This window comes from Acidovorax sp. 100, from assembly GCF_003688355.1.
Lineage (GTDB): Bacteria > Pseudomonadota > Gammaproteobacteria > Burkholderiales > Burkholderiaceae_C > Acidovorax > Acidovorax delafieldii.
In genome coordinates this window covers 2,229,193-2,246,344 of record NZ_REFD01000001.1, presented here as the reverse complement: position 1 = coordinate 2,246,344, position 17,152 = coordinate 2,229,193, and the positions used below count along the sequence as shown (strand labels likewise).

Annotated in this window: 15 protein-coding genes; 10 read left to right on the top strand and 5 right to left on the bottom strand. The window is 66.0% G+C overall.

Features of this window, described 5'->3' with window-relative positions; genetic code table 11:
• Positions 1-7: 7 nt before the first annotated feature.
• The 8 genes from hemC to C8C96_RS10380 all read left to right on the top strand — a co-directional run bounded on the left by hemC (position 8) and on the right by C8C96_RS10380 (position 7,355).
• Positions 8-940, top strand: a complete 933-nt coding sequence (hemC, locus tag C8C96_RS10415; protein WP_121942264.1) for a hydroxymethylbilane synthase — start codon at positions 8-10, stop codon at positions 938-940.
• A 1-nt stretch (position 941) separates the two neighbouring features.
• A complete protein-coding gene (locus tag C8C96_RS10410) occupies positions 942-1,769 on the top strand; it encodes a uroporphyrinogen-III synthase (RefSeq protein WP_121943965.1) in 828 nt (275 codons plus the stop codon).
• A complete protein-coding gene (locus C8C96_RS10405) occupies positions 1,766-2,899 on the top strand; it encodes a uroporphyrinogen-III C-methyltransferase (protein WP_121942263.1) in 1,134 nt (377 codons plus the stop codon). Before C8C96_RS10410 ends, C8C96_RS10405 begins: the two co-directional genes overlap by 4 nt.
• A gap of 4 nt (positions 2,900-2,903) precedes the next feature.
• Entirely contained in the window at positions 2,904-4,181 is a 1,278-nt protein-coding gene (locus C8C96_RS10400) for a heme biosynthesis protein HemY (protein ID WP_056066830.1), read from the top strand.
• Between the two features lie 377 nt (positions 4,182-4,558).
• Positions 4,559-5,131, top strand: coding sequence for a cytochrome b (locus C8C96_RS10395; RefSeq protein ID WP_121943964.1), 573 nt, complete (start codon positions 4,559-4,561; stop codon positions 5,129-5,131).
• Positions 5,132-5,250: 119 nt separating this feature from the next.
• On the top strand, positions 5,251-5,826 hold the full coding sequence (locus C8C96_RS10390; RefSeq protein ID WP_121942262.1) for a YceI family protein: 576 nt from the start codon (positions 5,251-5,253) through the stop codon (positions 5,824-5,826).
• A gap of 117 nt (positions 5,827-5,943) precedes the next feature.
• Positions 5,944-6,519: a YceI family protein gene (locus C8C96_RS10385; RefSeq protein WP_121942261.1), complete on the top strand. Its 576-nt coding sequence runs from the start codon at positions 5,944-5,946 to the stop codon at positions 6,517-6,519.
• Positions 6,520-6,731: 212 nt separating this feature from the next.
• Positions 6,732-7,355, top strand: a complete 624-nt coding sequence (locus tag C8C96_RS10380; protein WP_121942260.1) for a VOC family protein — start codon at positions 6,732-6,734, stop codon at positions 7,353-7,355.
• Between the two features lie 80 nt (positions 7,356-7,435).
• Here the strand turns inward: C8C96_RS10380 and C8C96_RS10375 are convergent, their stop codons facing one another.
• From C8C96_RS10375 to C8C96_RS10365, 3 genes are all read right to left on the bottom strand, one after another.
• Positions 7,436-8,749: a choice-of-anchor Q domain-containing protein gene (locus C8C96_RS10375; protein WP_121942259.1), complete on the bottom strand. Its 1,314-nt coding sequence runs from the start codon at positions 8,747-8,749 to the stop codon at positions 7,436-7,438.
• 113 nt (positions 8,750-8,862) lie between these two features.
• On the bottom strand, positions 8,863-9,843 hold the full coding sequence (locus C8C96_RS10370) for a helix-turn-helix transcriptional regulator (protein WP_121942258.1): 981 nt from the start codon (positions 9,841-9,843) through the stop codon (positions 8,863-8,865).
• Positions 9,844-9,999: 156 nt separating this feature from the next.
• Positions 10,000-11,856, bottom strand: coding sequence for a M48 family metallopeptidase (locus C8C96_RS10365; RefSeq protein WP_121942257.1), 1,857 nt, complete (start codon positions 11,854-11,856; stop codon positions 10,000-10,002).
• Between the two features lie 467 nt (positions 11,857-12,323).
• Between C8C96_RS10365 and C8C96_RS10360 the strand changes: the two genes are divergently transcribed.
• Together C8C96_RS10360 and galU are read left to right on the top strand one after the other, a co-directional pair.
• Complete coding sequence (locus C8C96_RS10360) at positions 12,324-15,221, top strand: valine--tRNA ligase (RefSeq protein WP_121942256.1); 2,898 nt, start codon at positions 12,324-12,326, stop codon at positions 15,219-15,221.
• Positions 15,222-15,347: 126 nt separating this feature from the next.
• Positions 15,348-16,235, top strand: coding sequence for a UTP--glucose-1-phosphate uridylyltransferase GalU (gene galU / locus C8C96_RS10355; RefSeq protein WP_116747721.1), 888 nt, complete (start codon positions 15,348-15,350; stop codon positions 16,233-16,235).
• Between the two features lie 83 nt (positions 16,236-16,318).
• On the opposite strand, the gene C8C96_RS10350 is transcribed toward galU, so the two are convergent.
• Together C8C96_RS10350 and C8C96_RS10345 are read right to left on the bottom strand one after the other, a co-directional pair.
• Positions 16,319-16,546, bottom strand: coding sequence for a sulfurtransferase TusA family protein (locus C8C96_RS10350; protein ID WP_121943963.1), 228 nt, complete (start codon positions 16,544-16,546; stop codon positions 16,319-16,321).
• A gap of 5 nt (positions 16,547-16,551) precedes the next feature.
• Positions 16,552-17,136, bottom strand: a complete 585-nt coding sequence (locus tag C8C96_RS10345) for an NUDIX domain-containing protein (RefSeq protein ID WP_056748250.1) — start codon at positions 17,134-17,136, stop codon at positions 16,552-16,554.
• Positions 17,137-17,152 lie beyond the last annotated feature (16 nt).

Below are 17,152 nucleotides of genomic sequence, written 5' to 3'. Positions count from 1 at the left end.
TACGAACTTGAGCCCCTCGCCAACGCCCCCCATCGTCATCGCCACCCGCGAAAGTCGCCTTGCGCTGTGGCAGGCCGAGCATGTCAAAGCGCTGCTCGAAGCCCGTGGCCACAGCGTGCAACTGCTGGGCATGACCACCAAGGGCGACCAGATTCTGGACAAGTCCCTCAGCAAGGTGGGCGGCAAGGGCCTGTTTGTGAAAGAGCTGGAAGTGGCGCTGGAAGAAGGCCGCGCCCACATTGCCGTGCATTCGCTCAAGGACGTGCCCATGGAGCTGCCCGAGGGCTTTGCCCTGGCCTGCGTGATGGAGCGCGAAGACCCGCGCGATGCCTTTGTCTCCCCCCGCTACGAGAACCTGGACGCCCTGCCGCAGGGTGCCGTGGTGGGCACGTCGAGCCTGCGCCGCCAGGTGCTGCTGCAGGCTCTGCGGCCTGACCTGAAGATCGAGCCCCTGCGCGGCAACCTCGACACCCGCCTGCGCAAGCTGGACGAAGGCCAGTACGACGCCATCGTGCTGGCCGCCGCAGGCCTCAAGCGCCTGGGGCTGGAAGCCCGCATCCGCACCACGTTCGAGCCCAGCGCCATGCTGCCCGCTGCAGGCCAGGGCGCGCTGGGCATCGAGGTGCGCAGCGACCGGCAAGACCTGATCGACGCGCTGGCGCCGCTGGCCCACCAGACCACCTGGCTGACCGTGGCCGCCGAGCGCGCCGTGAGCCGCGCCATGGGGGGCAGCTGCTCGATGCCCTTGGCAGCGCACGGCACCTTCACCCACGGCGTGCTGCAGCTGGACGCCGCCTGGGGCGACCCCGAGGACAAAGCCCCGCTGGTGCGCGCCCAGGCCTCTGCCCCGGTCACCACACTCGCGCAAGCGGAAGCACTGGGCGACGCGATTGCGCAGCGCCTGCGTGCTGGGGGTGCGCGCGGCGTCACCCCGGCCTGACATGGCCGCAGCCGCGCCCCGCGTCATCGTCACACGCCCTGCCCGCGAAGCGGCACATTGGGTAACGCAACTGGGCGCACACGGCATTGAGGCCGTGGCACTGCCCCTGATTGCGATTGGCCCCTGCACGGACGCTGCCCTGCGACAGGCGCTGGACGCGGCCCGCGCCAACGTCGGCACCTACCGCGCCCTGATGTTTGTCAGTGGCAATGCCGTGGCGTACTTTTTTGAGCCAAATCACCCTGTAGCGCTTGATATTCATGCCCTGGCAGCTACAAAAACAAGAGCATGGGCGCCCGGCCCAGGCACCACCCGCGCGCTGGAGCAGGCCGGCGTGCCGTCCAACGCCATCGACGGGCCAGCGCCCGATGCACCGCAGTTCGACTCCGAGGCTCTGTGGCAGCAGGTGGCCCCCCAGGTGCGGCCTGGCGACCGCGTGCTGATCGTGCGCGGTCGCTCTGCCACACCGCAGGGCGCACACGAATCGCCCCAGAGCAATGGCCGCGAGTGGCTGGCCCAGCAGATCGAGGCGCGGGGCGGCCAGGTGGAGTTTGTGGTGGCCTACCAACGCGGCGCGCCCCGCTTCACGGCCCACGAGGTGGCGCTGGCGCAACAGGCGGCGCACGACGGCGCTGTCTGGCTGCTGAGCAGCTCCGAGGCGGTGGCCCACCTGGCCGAGGCCCTGCCCGGCCAATACTGGGGCGCTGCACAGGCGCTAGCCACCCACCCGCGCATCGCCGAAGCGGCCCGCGCAGCGGGCTTTGGCACCGTGCGGGAATGCCGTCCGGCGCTGGAAGATGTGGTGGCCTCGATAGAATCGGCCACATGAGTTCTGCGCCCCCCGACGATCTGCCCTCCACGCCCCCTGCAGCCCCTGTGGCCGCCGCTGTGGGCGCGCCAGCAGTGAGCCCGGCCCCCTCGGCCGCTGCGCCAGCCGCTGCCACCGGCCGCAGTGGCGCCATGACCTTGCTGTTGGGCACCGTGGCGGTGGCCGCATTGGTCAGCAGCGGCCTGCTGTGGCAAAAGCTCAGCGCCATTCAGGAGCAACTGGCCCGGCAGTCCGCCGACTCGGGCGCCCTGGCCATCGAGGCCCGCACCATGGCCCGCCAGGCCGAAGAGCTGGTGCGCGACACGGCGGCACGCCTGTCGGTGGCGGAGGCCCGCGTGAGCGAGGTCGCCCTACAGCGCAGCCAGCTCGAAGAACTCATGCAAAGCCTTTCGCGTTCGCGCGATGAAAACCTGGTGGTGGACATTGAGTCGGCCATCCGCCTGGCGCAGCAACAGGCCCAGCTCACCGGCAGCCTGGAGCCGCTGGTGGCAGCGCTCAAAAGCGCCAACCAACGCATCGAGCGCTCTGCCCAGCCCCGCCTGGCCCCCGTGCAGCGCGCCATCGGCCGCGACCTGGATCGCCTGACCCGCGCCACCGTGACCGACACCGCCGGCCTGCTGGCCCGCCTGGACGACCTGGTGCGCCAGGTGGACGACCTGCCCGTGCTCAATGCCGTGGCCCAGGCCGCCTCGACCAAGCGCCTGTCCGCCGGCCCCGCAGCCCCTGGCAGTGCCCCCGCCCCCACCGAGGGCCTGGCCTGGTGGCAAGTGGCCCTGCAGCGCAGCTGGGAGGTGGTGCGCGACGAGGCCCGCAGCCTGGTGCGCGTGAGCCGCATCGACCAGCCGGAAGCCATCTTGCTGGCCCCTGAGCAGACCTTCTTTTTGCGCGAGAACCTCAAGTTCAAGCTGCTCAATGCACGCCTGGGCATCCTGGCACGCCAGTTCGAGTCGGCCCGTGCCGACCTGACCGCAGCCACCGCAGCGCTCAACAAGTATTTCGACCCCGCATCGCGCCGCACCCAGAACGTGGCCTCCACCCTGCAGCAGGCCCAGGCCAGCATGAAGGCGGCCGAGCTGCCGCGCCTGGACGAAACGCTGTCGGCCCTGGCCACCGCCGCTGCGGGACGTTAACGATATGCGTGCTGCACTCTGGCTTTTGGCGTTGTTTGGCGTGGCAGTGGCGGCCGCGCTGTTTGCGGGTAACAACCAGGGCACAGTCACCCTGTACTGGCCGCCTTATCGCATTGACCTGTCGCTCAACATGGTGGTGTTGCTGCTGGTGGGCGGTTTTGTCACCGTTTATGCGGCGCTGCGGGCCCTGGCGGCGCTGCTGGCGCTGCCGCACCAGGCACGCCGCTGGCGCGTGCAGCAAAAAGAGCGTGCCATGCACGGCGCACTGCTCGACGCCTTGACCCACATGCTGGGAGGCCGGTTCATCCGCTCGCGCAAGGCCGCTGTGGCCGCGCTGTCGCAAGAACACGCGCTGGAGGCCAGCGGCGAGGCGGTGCCCCACGGCAAGCAGCTGCGCGCGCTCGCCCACATGATCGCCGCCGAGGCGTCACACGCACTGCAAGACCGCGCCACCCGCGAAAGCCATCTGCAGGACGCACTGCAGGAAGCCCCCATGCGCGGCTCCATCAACGAGCAGGAAATGCACGAAGGCGCCCAGATGCGCGCCGCCCGCTGGTCGCTGGACGACCGCGATGCCAACGCGGCGCTCGACCGCCTGGCAGCCCTGCCCCAGGGGGCCGCGCGGCGCACCCTGGCGCTGCGCATCAAGCTCAAGGCCACCCGTCTGGCGCGCCAGACGCAAGAAGCACTGGACACCGCACGCCTGCTGGGCAAGCACCGTGCGTTCTCACCCAATGCCGCACAGAGCATCGTGCGCGGCCTGGCCACCGAACTCATCAACAGCGCGCACGATGTCGCTCAGTTGCAGCAGATCTGGCTGTCTCTGGAGACCAGCGAGCGCAACATGCCCGAGCTGGCCATCCACGCCGCGCAGCGGCTGGCCGCACTGGGTGGCGATGCCACGCAGGTGCGTGCCTGGTTGCTGCCCGTGTGGGAACGCATGGTGGAGCTGCCCGATGCCTTGGCCGAGCAACACGCCCTCAAGCTGGTGCGCGCCCTGGAGGCGGGGCTGGATGCGCTCGACGGGCCCTGGCTGGCCCGCATCGAGTCCGCCCAGCAAGCCAACCCACGCGACGCCCGCCTGCAATACCTGGCGGGCATGGCCTGCCTCAAGCGCCAGCTGTGGGGCAAAGCCCAGCAGCTGCTGACCCAGGCAGCCCAACAGCTCAACGACGCTCCAATGCGCGCCAGCGCCTGGCGCCACGTGGCTGAACTGGCCGAGCAACGCGGCGACGACAGCGCCGCCGTCAGCGCCTGGAAACAGGCCGCGCTGGCCCGATAACCGGGGCATCGCGGGGTGCTCTGGCGCCCGCCCCCGTACAGCCCGCCATCGCTGCACTTGATGCGGCCACCTCCCCCATTCGCCAAGGTGTCTCCACAGGGGCACCGGCGCACCAGCAAGGTTCAGGCAGGCGCCACGCCGGTGCCCTGCGGATGCCAGCAAACAGCCGCTCCGCAGAAATTGCACAGCATTGGGGAACTTTGAGCGCTCAAGGCATATCGATTCAATAAATTTGAATCAAGGCATCAATCTGCCTGAAGCAGATCACGGCCAGCGCTTCCTACACTGCGCCATCGCCCAGCGCGTTGTGCCGCCAAGTCCGGCGGCCCTTGCAGCCTTTGCTCACCTTCTTTGTGCACCGACCTCCAGATTCGCTGATGACAGCCACTTCCACGACGACCCTCGACACCCCGCGCCGGTACACGCGCACTGCCATGCTGTTGCACTGGGTGCTGGGCCTGGCGCTGATCGCTCTGTTTGGCGTCGGCGTCTACATGGCCGACCTGCCCTTTTCGCCCCAACGGCTGAAGCTGTACAACTGGCACAAATGGGCCGGCGTGACCATCCTGGTGCTGTCGGCGCTGCGCCTGCTGTGGCGCGCCACGCACCGCCCACCGGCGCTGCCCAAGGCGGTAGAGAAGACCATGCCCGGCTGGCAGAAGCTGGCACACCACGGCACCCACCACCTGCTGTACGTGCTTTTCTTCGCCGTGCCCCTGATTGGCTGGGCCTACAGCTCGGCGGCGGGGTTCCCCATCGTGTTCCTGGGCCTGTGGCAGCTGCCCGACTTTGTGCCGGTGAGCAAGGACCTGGCCGAGGCCATCAAGCCCTGGCACCAGTACACCGCGTTTGCATTGGCCGCGCTGGCGCTGCTGCACATCGCCGCAGCGCTCAAGCACCAGCTGGTCGACCGTGATGGCCTGCTGACCCGCATGCTGCCCGGGAAATAACCAGCCTCCACCTTCAGGGCGCCATGGCAACCCCTGGTGGGTGCCTTGCCCACCTCAAAGGTCGCTCGCCCCCCTGCGACCACCGCATCCACCTTTTGTGAATTGAACGGAGTTTCTCCATGCATCTGTCTTCTACCTTGTCCCGCATCGTGATCGGCGCTGCCCTCGTTGCGGGCGCGCAAGCCACCCTGGCCCAACAGCAGCTGGTGCCCGCACAGAGCGAGGTGCAGTTCACCGCCCGCCAGATGGGCGTGCCACTGGAAGGCCAGTTCAAGAAGTTCAGCGCCCAGGTAGCGTTTGACCCGGCCAAACTGGCCACCAGCAAGATCGCCTTCACGGTGGACACTGGCAGTGCCACGCTGGGTTCGCGCGAGACCGATGCAGAGCTGCCCAAGCCCGCGTGGTTCAATGTGCCCAAGTTCCCGCAGGCCCAATTCGTGTCGTCCAGCATCAAGGCCCTGGGCGGCGGCAAGTTTGAAGTGGCGGGCGCGCTCACCATCAAGGGCAACAGCCAGAACGTGGTGGTGCCCGTGACGCTGACCCAAAGCGGCCCCGCCACCACAGCCACAGGCGCGCTGCCCATCAAGCGGCTGGCCTTCAAGATCGGCGAAAACGAGTGGGCCGACACCTCCATGGTGGCCGACGACGTGCAGGTCAAGTTCAAGCTCGCGCTGACCGGCGTCGGCAAGCTCTGAGCGCCACCCCTCTGCCCGGGCCCCACCGGCCTCCGCCTGTCGTCCGGGCACGGACCCGGCGGGTGGCGCCTTCCCCTTTTCCCTTGTCCTTTCCTTTTTGATCTATCAGGAGTTTCCATGCGCAAGTCCCTCTTCGCCCTGGCTGCCGCCGCCACCCTGTTCGCCGGTGCTGCCCAAGCCCAATCGGCCAACTACGCCATCGACCCGACGCACACCTTTGCCTCGTTCGAGATCAGCCACTTTGGCGCCGCCGTGAACCGCGGCCGCTTCGACAAGAAGGAAGGCACCGTCCAGCTCGACAAGGCTGGCAAGTCGGGCAAGGCAGAGATCACGTTCGACGTGACCTCGGTGAACACGGGCACCCCCGCGTTTGACAAGCACCTGCAAAGCGCCGACCTGTTCGACGCTGCCAAGCACCCCACGATGAAGTTTGTCTCCAGCAAGTTCGTCTTCAACGGCGACAAGGTCGCCAGCGTCGAAGGCCAGCTCACACTGCTGGGCAAGACCTCCCCCTTGACCCTCAAGGCCAACCAGTTCAACTGCTACGACAGCCCCATGCTCAAGCGCGAAGTGTGCGGCGGCGACTTTGAAGCCACCATCGACCGCACCCAGTGGGGCATGAACTACGGCGTGGAATGGGGCTTCCCCAAGAACGTGCGCCTGGTGGTGCAGATTGAAGCCGTGAAGCAGTAAACCAGGCCGAGCAGACCTGGGGTGCAGCGGGCTGACTTGCTCCGCCCTGCCTCCGGCTGCTTGCGACCAGCCACCCGTGCACCTTGCGCCGGGTGGCTTTTTTTTGGGGCCAGCCCGTCCTCATCTGCCAGCCTTCTAGGCATCAAAAATTAACTTAACGTAAATCAATTACGAATAGTAGAATTGCGTTCACCGATTTGAGGAGACTCTGCATGAACGCCGTTCTGAACCCGACCGCCCTGGCCAACCTGCCGGCACCCGCCGCCATCCAGCAGTTGCACCACTACGCCTACAAGGCCCGCGACGCCGAGGAAACGCGCCAGTTCTATGAAGACATCCTGGGCTTGCCGCTGTACCACATCATCCAGAGCGACTATGTGCCCAGCACCGGCGAATACTGCCCCTACACCCATTTCTTCTTCCGCCTGCAGGACGGCTCGTTCATCGCCTTTTTCGACCTGGGCGACGATGTGAAGGCCGAGCCCTCGCCCAACACGCCCCTGTGGGTCAACCACATTGCGTTCCGCGTGAACACCGTGCAGGAGCTGGAGAACACCAAGCAGCGCCTGGAGGCGCATGGCGTGGAAGTGCTGGGCGTGACGGACCACCACATCTTCAAGAGCATCTATTTCTTCGATCCCAACGGCATTCGCTTGGAACTGTCGGCCCAGCTGGCCAACGACGAGCAGATGGAAAAAGACAGCACCGTGGCCCACGCCCGCCTGCGCGAGTGGACGGCGCGCAAGGAGCAATGGCGCAAGGAACGCGCCGAAGGCAAGGTGGCCGCGCCGCTCAAGCCCGAGAACAATGACCGGCCGGAGTTCGTGCCCCACTGAACTGCACGCCGCGTGCGTTCCTCGAACCCGATTTGCCTCTGGCGTTTTCGTGTTAAACGCCAATAGCTATCAAGAAATAGTCAGTCGCCCGTTCGGCGACGCACGGCCCCCAGACCTGCCACCAGCGCAGACAACGCGATCAGGCCCGCCCAGTCCAACGCAGGCACGGCTACTGCGCCATTGCCGGACTGCGGCACCAGCGGGGCCTCGAAAGCGCCGATATCGCAGGCGGGTCCGATAGGTCGTGCCACGAAACGCTGGTCTGTCGCCTCACAGCCGGTTCCAGCATCTATGGCGGGGCTACCAGCCTGCAGGGCCATGGTGTAGCTGTAGCCTCCGTTGTCGGCCAGCGGGGCAAGTAGCGGGTCCCCCACGGGAATGCCGGAGCCACACGACTGCGCGGCAACACTGCCAAATTGCAGGTTGTGGCCACCGTCGGTGATGGCGCCGGAGCTGACATGACAGTTCTCATCCACCGATGGGTCGCTGCTTATGATCGTATTTCGCAGCACCAGGGTCGCACCGGTCCAGGCAGCAATAGGGGACCGGCCCACGTTCCCGGAAAAGGTGCTGTTGTCAATACTGCCATTGGATGAAAGCGTGGCGGCAGAGAGAGCACTGCCTTCGTAGGGCGCGGAGTTGCCATAAAAGGTGCTGTTAACAATACGAAGACTGCTGCCCGACGCGGTGATCTGGATCGCACCACCCACGCCGTCCACGTCCTGCACAACGTTGCCCACAAACAGGCTACGGTCCACAGTTAAAGCGCTGCCGCGATGGGAGATGGCCCCACCTTCCATGACAGCAGGGTTGGTATTTGCCACGAACTCGCTGAGCCACAAGCTCGTGCCGGCCTGCGCCCAAATGACACCGCCGGACCGAGCTCGGTTGCCGGCAGCCGTCACCTGGCTCAGGGTGATTTGCGCACCATCACGTGCAAAGATCGCACCACCCCGCCCGCCAACGAACCCCGTTGTATCTGACACGTTATCCAAAAGGCTCACATTGCTCATCAACAGAGTGGCGCCGATCACATAGACGGAACCACCGTCCAGATTGGTCGCCCGCCCATTGATCAAGGTCAGCCCCGCTAGGGTGTAGTTGGCTGCACTGTTCAGCACGAAATGCCGACTAGCGCCCTGGGCATCCAGCCTGATCCGAGCAGCACCGTCGATCTGGGTCGCCTGGCTTAGGACTTTTTCGCTGGTCAGCGGGATGGTATGGAGTGCGGCACCGCAATCAAACGTGACCGTGCCGCCACCCGACAGGGCCGCGTCAAGGGCACTTTCGGTGCAACTGCTCGGTGTGCCATTGCCGACAATGGCTGAGTAGGCAGGTGAAGTGCAGACAATGGCCGCAAACAGCGTGGGCCGGGCGAAACGGTGAAGGCGCATGGGGTTGTTCGTGACATTCGGAAAACTGCCGCGATTCTTGGGAAACCGCCCCGCCCCGTCCGTGCCCAAAATGACAATCGCTGTGCCCAAAGTGACATGGGCACACCGTGCCGTCAGCCGCTGCGCGCCTCGCTGGGCGACATGCCGAACTGCCGCCGGAAGGCGCGGCTGAAGGCCGATACGTCGTCGAACCCGCTGTCCAGCGCGATCGCCAGCACACGGCGGTGGCGCTGCGCGGGATCGGCCAGCATGGCGCGGGCGCGCACCAGCCGCTGTTCCCGCACAAAGTCGGAAAAGTACGTGCCCTCCCGCGCGAACAGGCGCTGCACTTGGCGCGGGGTGAGGTGGTGCAGCCGTGCGATCTGCACCAGGCTCAGGTCGGCCCGGTCGATGCGGGCCAGGATGTCGCGGCGGATCAGCGCCAGGCGGGGCACGTCCACGGCATCCTGCGCAGGGGCCTGCGCAGTGGGTGCCAGCACACGCGCCACCAGCTCCTGCAGATGCGACAGGGCCGACTGCAGCAGCGGCGCGGAAAGCTCGGGGCTGCGGGCCAGCAGTTGCGCATAGCCGATCGCCAAGGCGGGCTCTGGCATGTCGGGCGACAACATGCGCATCGGCGCCTCCTCCAGCCCCGCGACACGCCTTGCCATGGCGGCATGCGGCACCTGTATGCAGGCGCTGGCCCCGCCACGGAGATTGATGAACTCGTGCGCACGGGCCTTGGAGACGATGGCGTACTGGCCGCCGGCCAGGCAGTGGCTTTCACGCGGCGTATGGAAAACACCGCCGCCCCAGGCCACGGCCAGGTACAGGGCGTCGTCCCCGTCGCGAAGCATCTCGGGCGAGCGCCACATGCGGCTGGGTGTGCACTGGGTATGGACGTAGATGGAGTCACCGCCCAGGGGCAGCATGGTGCTGGCGAAGTCCAGCCCGTCCTGGGCCGCCTGGACGGAGCCCGCGCCTTCAAACGGCTGCAGTTCCACGCGCATCAATTCGCGCCCGTAAAACTCGCGCAGCGCGTCGGTCTTGTCACGCCCAGTGTAGTCGCGCGAGCTCAGGTGGAGGCACTGGGGGGCGATAGGTGCTTTCGGCATGGCGGCTGGGAAGAGTGGGCAGTCACAGTGTAAAAGCTTGTGGGGCTCGGAAGAAGAACTGCCACGGATGACCGCCCACAAGGCACAAGAAGCTATCAGATAGATAGCAAACGACCCATCGCGCACACGCCGGGCGCGATGGGTCGCGAACACGCTTCAGCCGCCCCGCTGCTGCGCCCGCATGATCTGGTGGCGCTGCCAGTAGTGGCTGACCACTGCGTTGAACTGGTCCTTGTCCTTCTTGAGACCTGGCAGCTTGATCTTGCTGGTCTTGGCGCCCAGGCCCAGGGCGTTCTTTTCGGGGTGGGTCACGATCAGCGCGTTGCCAAAGCTGCTTTCCTTGAATTCCAGCCCCTTGATGGCGTCCCAGAACACCGTGGTCTCGTCGGCCGAGGTGCGGATACCGTCAATGCTCACCTCCACTGTCGCGTCGCCCTTGAGGGCAAACACCACGGGCGGGAAGTACTGCAGCACCAGGGCCCGCTCCTCGTCGTTCGCGGGCTCGTAGCGGTAGGCCAGGCTGCGCTCGTGGTCTTGCGCAAACTGCTGCTCGTAGGCGCTCCACAGCCGCAGCTCGATGGCGTCGGCAGTCAGGATCTCCTGCACCCAGGTGGTGGCAGGCACGCGCACGGCGATGGCGCCGTAGTCGCGCTCTTTCAGGGCCATGCCCACGTTGCGCAGGCGCTCGGGCATGGCGGGGTGTGAGTCGAAGGGGTGCGGCACATTGGCCGTCTTCATCGCATCCACAAAGTCGGGCGATGCCGCGTAGGGCGCCAGCCCCTGGGCCACAAAACTGGCAATGCCCAGCGTGCTGTTGTCGTGCCGCTCGTTGCGGCCAAACAGTTCATCCTCGATGCGGTAGCGGTACTGGGCGTAGGCGGCAATCTTGACCAGCGACTGTGCAATGGCCGCCGGGCTCACCAGCTTGGCCGCCAGGCGGTCGGCCTTGAACTCACGCTCGCGGCTGTCGCTGGCCAGGGCGATTTCGAAAATGGTGCGGTACAGGTCCAGCAGCGGCGACGCCATGGCCGACAGCCCGCCCGTGCGGATGGCGTGGCGGTAGTGGTCAAACTGCACCAGCTTGGGCCCCAGCTGTGCGCTGCGCCGCGTGTCGCCCCCGCGCAGGTGGGCCAGTTCATGGCCCAGCACGGCGTCGGCCTCGGTCTGGTCCAGAATGCGCAGCAGCGGCAGGCTCACAAACAGCGTGCGGCCCGTGAGGGTCTGTTGGCCCACGGTGATCGGGGCCTCGGTCACGAAGAAGTTGGCATCAATGCCAGCCACGATGTGCCGGGGCGGCTCTGTCTTCAGGCGCTGCGCCAGGTGGCGGATGCGCTGCCACAGCAGCGGCGCATCGGCCTCGGCCACCAGCTCGCCCACCACCTGGTTGCTGGACTGCACCCGCTTGAAGATGCCCGCCACCGCGACCAGCACCCCCGCCGCCACGGCAAACCCCACAAACAGCACCAGCTTGGGCGAGTACTTGTGGAAGAAAAACGCCGTCACCCAGAACGACAGCCACACTGCCATTGCCCCTTGCACCACCAGCGCCGTGGCGCTGGCCCAGGAGGTCAGGCGCCAGCCCGCCACAAAGCTCGCGTACTGCAGCGTGCGGTCAGCAAACGCCAGCGCCCCCAGCCCCAGCACCGCCAGCAGCAGCGCCGCACTGGCCACCAGCGTCCACAGCGACAGCTTGCGCGCCATGTGGAACTGCCAGACGTCGGAGAAGGTGTCGCACAGCGCCTCGCGGTATTCGCGGGCCTCGGGGTCTGCATTGCTGCAGATGGTGGACGGCGGGTTGCTGCGGTAGTAGTCCTTGCGCGCCTGCTTCTCGTCGGCGGGCAGGCCCTTTTCGGCATCGATGCGCTGGCTGATGCCGGCCACAAAACGGGTGTCCTGGTCGGTCTGGACATGGCGGGTGAACACGTAGGTCACCGCAGGCACCAGAAACAGCGCCAGCAGCGCATAGGCAAAGACCTTGACCAGGCCCAGGCGCCAGGCAGATTGAAACGTCATAGGTTCGGATGGTTGTGACGGCCCGGCACTGTGGCACCGGAAGGCTGAACGCCCCCCGCAAGCCACCGCATCAGTCCTTGTTGTAAATCGTGATCCTTAGAGCGGCTAACAAAACTCAGCGAAGCGGCTCTGGCTAGGCGTTTCGCCGCAGGCAGTACAAGCAGTACGACAAGGCGAGACAACGACGCCAGGGGAGTTTTGTTAGCCGCTCTCAGAGCCTGGTCCGCGTTGCCGCGCCCTCCTCGCTCTGTGGGGCGGGATTATCAGGACGCATTCACCCGCGCACCCAGGCTCAAGGTAACCATTGGAAAGAATCGGCCGACAGACGGCGCGCGATTGCCAAACGGCCCAAGCCCCCGCGGGGCCAGCGCCGGGGTGGCGGTCCCTTAAAATGTGCGGCTCACCCTCTTGTTCGTCGGAGCGCTCCCTGCGGCCGCTCCGTCCCACTGCCCCCACTGCGACACCCCATGAGCACGCCCCAACCACAACCCGGCCTCGAAAGCCTGTCCAAGTCGTTTGAACCTGCCGCGCTGGAAGCCCACTGGGGCCCCGAATGGGAAAAGCGCGGGTATGGCACCGCAGGCCACCATGGCACAGGCCAGCCCCAGGCGGGCGAACCCGCCTTTTCCATCCAGCTGCCGCCCCCCAACGTGACCGGCACGCTGCACATGGGCCATGCGTTCAACCAGACGATCATGGACAGCCTCACGCGCTACCACCGCATGCGCGGCTTCAACACGGTGTGGGTGCCGGGCACCGACCACGCGGGCATCGCCACGCAAATCGTGGTGGAGCGCCAGCTGCAGGAGCAAGGCATCAGCCGCTACGACATGGGCCCCACCCCGCCCGAGGCGCGCAAAAACTTTGTGAGCAAGGTGTGGGAGTGGAAGGAAAAGTCGGGCAACACCATCACCACGCAGATGCGCCGCATGGGCGACAGCGTGGACTGGAGCCGTGAATACTTCACCATGGACGACAAGCTCTCCACGGTGGTCACCGACACCTTCGTGAAGCTGTACGAGCAGGGCCTGATCTACCGCGGCAAGCGCCTGGTGAACTGGGACCCGAAGCTGCAGTCCGCCGTGTCCGACCTGGAAGTCGAGAGCGAAGAAAAAGACGGCTCGCTGTGGCACATCGCCTACCCCCTGGCCGATGGATCGGGCAGCCTGACGGTGGCCACCACCCGGCCTGAAACCATGCTGGGCGACGTGGCGCTGATGGTGCACCCCGAGGACGCGCGCTACACCCACCTCATCGGCAAGATGGTGAACCTGCCGCTGTGCGACCGCCAGATCCCCATCATTGCCGATGACTACGTGGACAAGGAGTTCGGCACTGGGGTGGTCAAGGTCACCCCCGCGCACGACCAGAACGACTACGCCGTGGGCCAGCGCCACAAGCTGCCGATGATCGTGGTGCTGACGCTGCAGGCCACCATCAACGAAAACGCGCCCGCCAAATACCAGGGGATGGACCGCTTCGTGGCCCGCAAGGCCGTGGTGGCCGACCTCGAAGCCCTCGGCGCGCTGGTCGAGGTGAAGAAGCACAAGCTCATGGTGCCGATCTGCACCCGCACCGGCCAGGTGATCGAGCCCATGCTGACCGACCAGTGGTTCGTGGCCATGAGCAAGGTTTCCGACCAGGACCCCACGGGCAAGAGCATCGCGCAAAAGGCCATCGACGCCGTGGCCACGGGCGAGGTGACTTTCGTGCCCGAGAACTGGGTGAACACCTACAACCAGTGGATGAACAACATCCAGGACTGGTGCATCAGCCGCCAGCTGTGGTGGGGCCACCAGATTCCGGCCTGGTACGACGAAGAAGGCAACGTGATCGTGGCCCGCGACGAAGCCGAGGCCCAGGCCAAGGCGCCCGGCAAAAAGCTGCGTCGCGACGAGGATGTGCTGGACACCTGGTACTCGTCCGCCCTCGTGCCCTTCAGCACCATGGGCTGGCCCAACCAGGGCGACAGCGCCACCGACGACTTCAACCTGTACCTGCCCAGCACCGTGCTGGTCACGGGCTACGACATCATCTTCTTCTGGGTCGCCCGGATGATCATGATGACCACGCACTTCACGGGCCGCGTGCCGTTCAAGCATGTGTACATCCACGGTCTGGTGCGCGACGCGCAGGGCAAGAAGATGTCCAAGTCCGAAGGCAACGTGCTCGACCCCGTGGACCTGATCGACGGCATCGCGCTGGAGCCGCTGCTCGACAAGCGCACCACCGGCCTGCGCAAGCCAGAGACCGCACCCACCGTGCGCAAGAACACGCAAAAGGAATTCCCCGAAGGCATTCCGGCCTATGGCGCCGATGCGCTGCGCTTTACCTTCGCGGCACTGGCCAGCCTGGGCCGCAGCATCAACTTCGACAGCAAGCGCTGCGAGGGCTACCGCAACTTCTGCAACAAGCTCTGGAACGCCAGCCGCTTCGTGCTGATGAACTGCGAGGGCCAGGACTGCGGCCTGAAAGAGCACACCAAGGAAGAGTGCCAGCCCGGCGGCCGCGCCCACGGCTACATGCACTTCAGCCAGGCCGACCGCTGGATCACGTCGCTGCTACAAAAGACCGAGGCCGAAGTCGCCAAGGGCTTTGCCGAGTACCGCCTGGACAACGTGGCCAACACGCTCTACGACTTTGTCTGGAACGAGTACTGCGACTGGTACCTGGAGATCGCCAAGGTGCAGATCCAGAACGGCACCGAAGCGCAGCAACGCGCCACGCGCCGCACGCTGATCCGCACGCTGGAAGCCATCCTGCGCCTGGCCCACCCCATCATCCCGTTCATCACCGAGGCCCTGTGGCAGGTGGTGGCACCTGTGGCCGGCATCCCGGGCGAGTCGGTCAGCATTGCGCGCTACCCCCAGGCCCAGCCCGAGAAGATCGACGAGGCCGCGATTGCCCACATGGGCCGCGTGAAGGGCCTGGTGGACGCATGCCGCGCGCTGCGGGGCGAGATGAACGTGTCCCCCTCCACCCGCCTGCCCCTGTACGTGGTGGGCGACACCGAGTTCATGCGTGGCGTGGGCCCGGTGCTGCAGGCGCTGGCCAAGCTCAGCGAGGTGAAGGTGTTTGACGACGAGTCCGCCTGGGCCGCCGCCGCACAGGCCGCGCCTGTGGCCGTGGTGGGTGACGCCCGCATGTGCCTGTACATGGAGATCGACGTGGCGGCCGAGAAGGCGCGCCTGTCCAAGGAAATCGCCCGCATCGACGGCGAGATCACCAAGGCGAACAACAAGCTGTCCAACGAAGCCTTTGTGGCCAAGGCCCCTGCGGCGGTGATCGAGCAGGAGAAAAAGCGCATTGCCGACTTCGGCGCCACGCTGGGCAGATTGCGCGATCAGCTGACACGGCTGGGCTAAAACCCGGGCCATACTGCGCCATGGCAGCCCGTCCCGTAGGGGCTGCCCGCCCCGTTTTCATGTTTTGCCAGTGCGGGCTGCAGTGCAGCCCGGGCACACCGCCACCCATCCGTCCAGAGGAGCCCCATGACTGTTGCCACGACCGTTCGCAAAGCCGTTTTCCCCGTTGCCGGACTGGGCACGCGTTTTCTGCCCGCCACCAAGGCCAGCCCCAAGGAGATGCTGCCCGTGGTGGACAAGCCGCTGATCCAGTACGCAGTGGAAGAGGCCTACGCCGCCGGCATCCGCCACATGATTTTTGTGACTGGCCGCAGCAAGCGCGCCATTGAAGACCACTTCGACACCGCCTACGAGCTGGAGGCCGAGCTGGAGGCAGCCGGCAAGAAGGAACTGCTGGAGCTGGTGCGCTCCATCCAGCCCAGCGACATGGACTGCGCCTTTGTGCGCCAGCCGCGCTCGCTGGGCCTGGGCCACGCGGTGTTGTGCGCGGAGCCCCTGGTGGGCAAGGAGCCCTTTGCCGTGCTGCTGGCCGACGATTTGATGGTGGGCCCCCAGGGTGGTCAGCCCGTGCTGGCGCAGATGGCGACCGCGTTCCGCCAGCAAGGCCGCTCGGTGATCGCCGTGCAAGAGGTGCCCGAGGACCAGGTGCACAAATACGGCATCGTGGCGGGCGAGCCTGCCGGTGGCCCGTTGATCCGCATCCAGCGCATTGTCGAAAAGCCCAAGGCGGCCGATGCCCCCTCGCGCATGGGCGTGGCGGGCCGCTACATCCTCACGCCCGGCGTATTTGACGAGATCCGCAACCAGCCACGGGGCGTGGGCGGCGAGATCCAGCTCACCGACGGCATTGCGCGCCTGATGAACAATGAAGCCGTGTACGCCTTCCAGTACGAAGGCAAACGCTACGACTGCGGCAGCAAGGAAGGGTTTCTGGAAGCGACGGTGGAACTGGCCCTGCAACACCCGCAGGTGGGGACGCACTTCCGGGACTACCTGAAGAACCTGGCGCTGTAAACGCAGCCGGCCAAGCCCTCTGAAACTTCAAAATCGATAGCTGCCTGTGCTTATTGGATAAGCGCTGGCAGCTATTTTTACGTTCAACGGCGGCGCAGGATGTGGATGAACTCGTCGCCCACCGTCTGCTGCTCCACCAGCTCGTTGCCGGTCTGCTTGGCAAACGCCTGAAAGTCGCGCAGCGATCCGTTATCCGTCGCCACCACCTTGAGCAGCTGGCCGCTGGCCATGTCCGACAGCGCCTTCTTGGCCTTGAGGATGGGCAGGGGGCAGTTCAGGCCCCGGGTGTCGATTTCTTTGTGAATGTCCATGGTCATCAATCCTTTGGCGGCGTCGCGGCTGGGGCTTGTTCGTCCAGCCCACGGCGGCGTTCAGCATTTTCTTCGGCCGTGAAAAACACGGGCTCGTGGCCCCGTGTGCGCAGCCAGTCGGCCAGCGCGTAGCCCGTGCCCGCAGGCCAGCATTTGAGGTCTGGCAGATCGTACAGTCGGTAATCCACCAGCTCCGGCGACAGTTGCACCTGCCCGGTGGCCACCACGTGGTAGGCAATGATGACCTGGTTCATGCGCAAAAACTCGTAGGCACCCACCAGGGTGGTGGACTGCACATCGAGGTTGGTCTCTTCCTTGACCTCGCGCGCAATGCCCTCCTGGGGCGACTCGCCCGCCTCCATGAAGCCGGTGATCAGCGCAAACATCTTGCCCGGCCACGCCGCATTGCGCGCCAGCAGCACCTTGCCGTCGATCTCCACAATGGCAGCCAGCACGGGCGTGGGGTTGTTCCAGTGCGTCCAGCCGCAGGCGGGGCAGCGCAGCCGCTCCTTGTCGCCGCCGTCTTCGGCCAGCGTGATGGGCTGCAACTCGGTGGCACAGTGGGGGCAAAAACGGACTTCGTAGGGCATATGCTATCTTTTATGT

Bases quoted from the DNA above. Each gene is read 5' to 3' on its own strand.
- C8C96_RS10410 (WP_121943965.1), top strand. From the start codon at position 942: ATGGCCGCAGCCGCGCCCCGCGTCATCGTCACACGCCCTGCCCGCGAA.
- C8C96_RS10405 (WP_121942263.1), top strand. From the start codon at position 1,766: ATGAGTTCTGCGCCCCCCGACGATCTGCCCTCCACGCCCCCTGCAGCC.
- C8C96_RS10400 (WP_056066830.1), top strand. From the start codon at position 2,904: ATGCGTGCTGCACTCTGGCTTTTGGCGTTGTTTGGCGTGGCAGTGGCG.
- C8C96_RS10395 (WP_121943964.1), top strand. From the start codon at position 4,559: ATGACAGCCACTTCCACGACGACCCTCGACACCCCGCGCCGGTACACG.
- C8C96_RS10390 (WP_121942262.1), top strand. From the start codon at position 5,251: ATGCATCTGTCTTCTACCTTGTCCCGCATCGTGATCGGCGCTGCCCTC.
- C8C96_RS10385 (WP_121942261.1), top strand. From the start codon at position 5,944: ATGCGCAAGTCCCTCTTCGCCCTGGCTGCCGCCGCCACCCTGTTCGCC.
- C8C96_RS10380 (WP_121942260.1), top strand. From the start codon at position 6,732: ATGAACGCCGTTCTGAACCCGACCGCCCTGGCCAACCTGCCGGCACCC.
- C8C96_RS10375 (WP_121942259.1), bottom strand. From the start codon at position 8,749: ATGCGCCTTCACCGTTTCGCCCGGCCCACGCTGTTTGCGGCCATTGTC.
- C8C96_RS10370 (WP_121942258.1), bottom strand. From the start codon at position 9,843: ATGCCGAAAGCACCTATCGCCCCCCAGTGCCTCCACCTGAGCTCGCGC.
- C8C96_RS10365 (WP_121942257.1), bottom strand. From the start codon at position 11,856: ATGACGTTTCAATCTGCCTGGCGCCTGGGCCTGGTCAAGGTCTTTGCC.
- C8C96_RS10360 (WP_121942256.1), top strand. From the start codon at position 12,324: ATGAGCACGCCCCAACCACAACCCGGCCTCGAAAGCCTGTCCAAGTCG.
- galU (WP_116747721.1), top strand. From the start codon at position 15,348: ATGACTGTTGCCACGACCGTTCGCAAAGCCGTTTTCCCCGTTGCCGGA.
- C8C96_RS10350 (WP_121943963.1), bottom strand. From the start codon at position 16,546: ATGGACATTCACAAAGAAATCGACACCCGGGGCCTGAACTGCCCCCTG.
- C8C96_RS10345 (WP_056748250.1), bottom strand. From the start codon at position 17,136: ATGCCCTACGAAGTCCGTTTTTGCCCCCACTGTGCCACCGAGTTGCAG.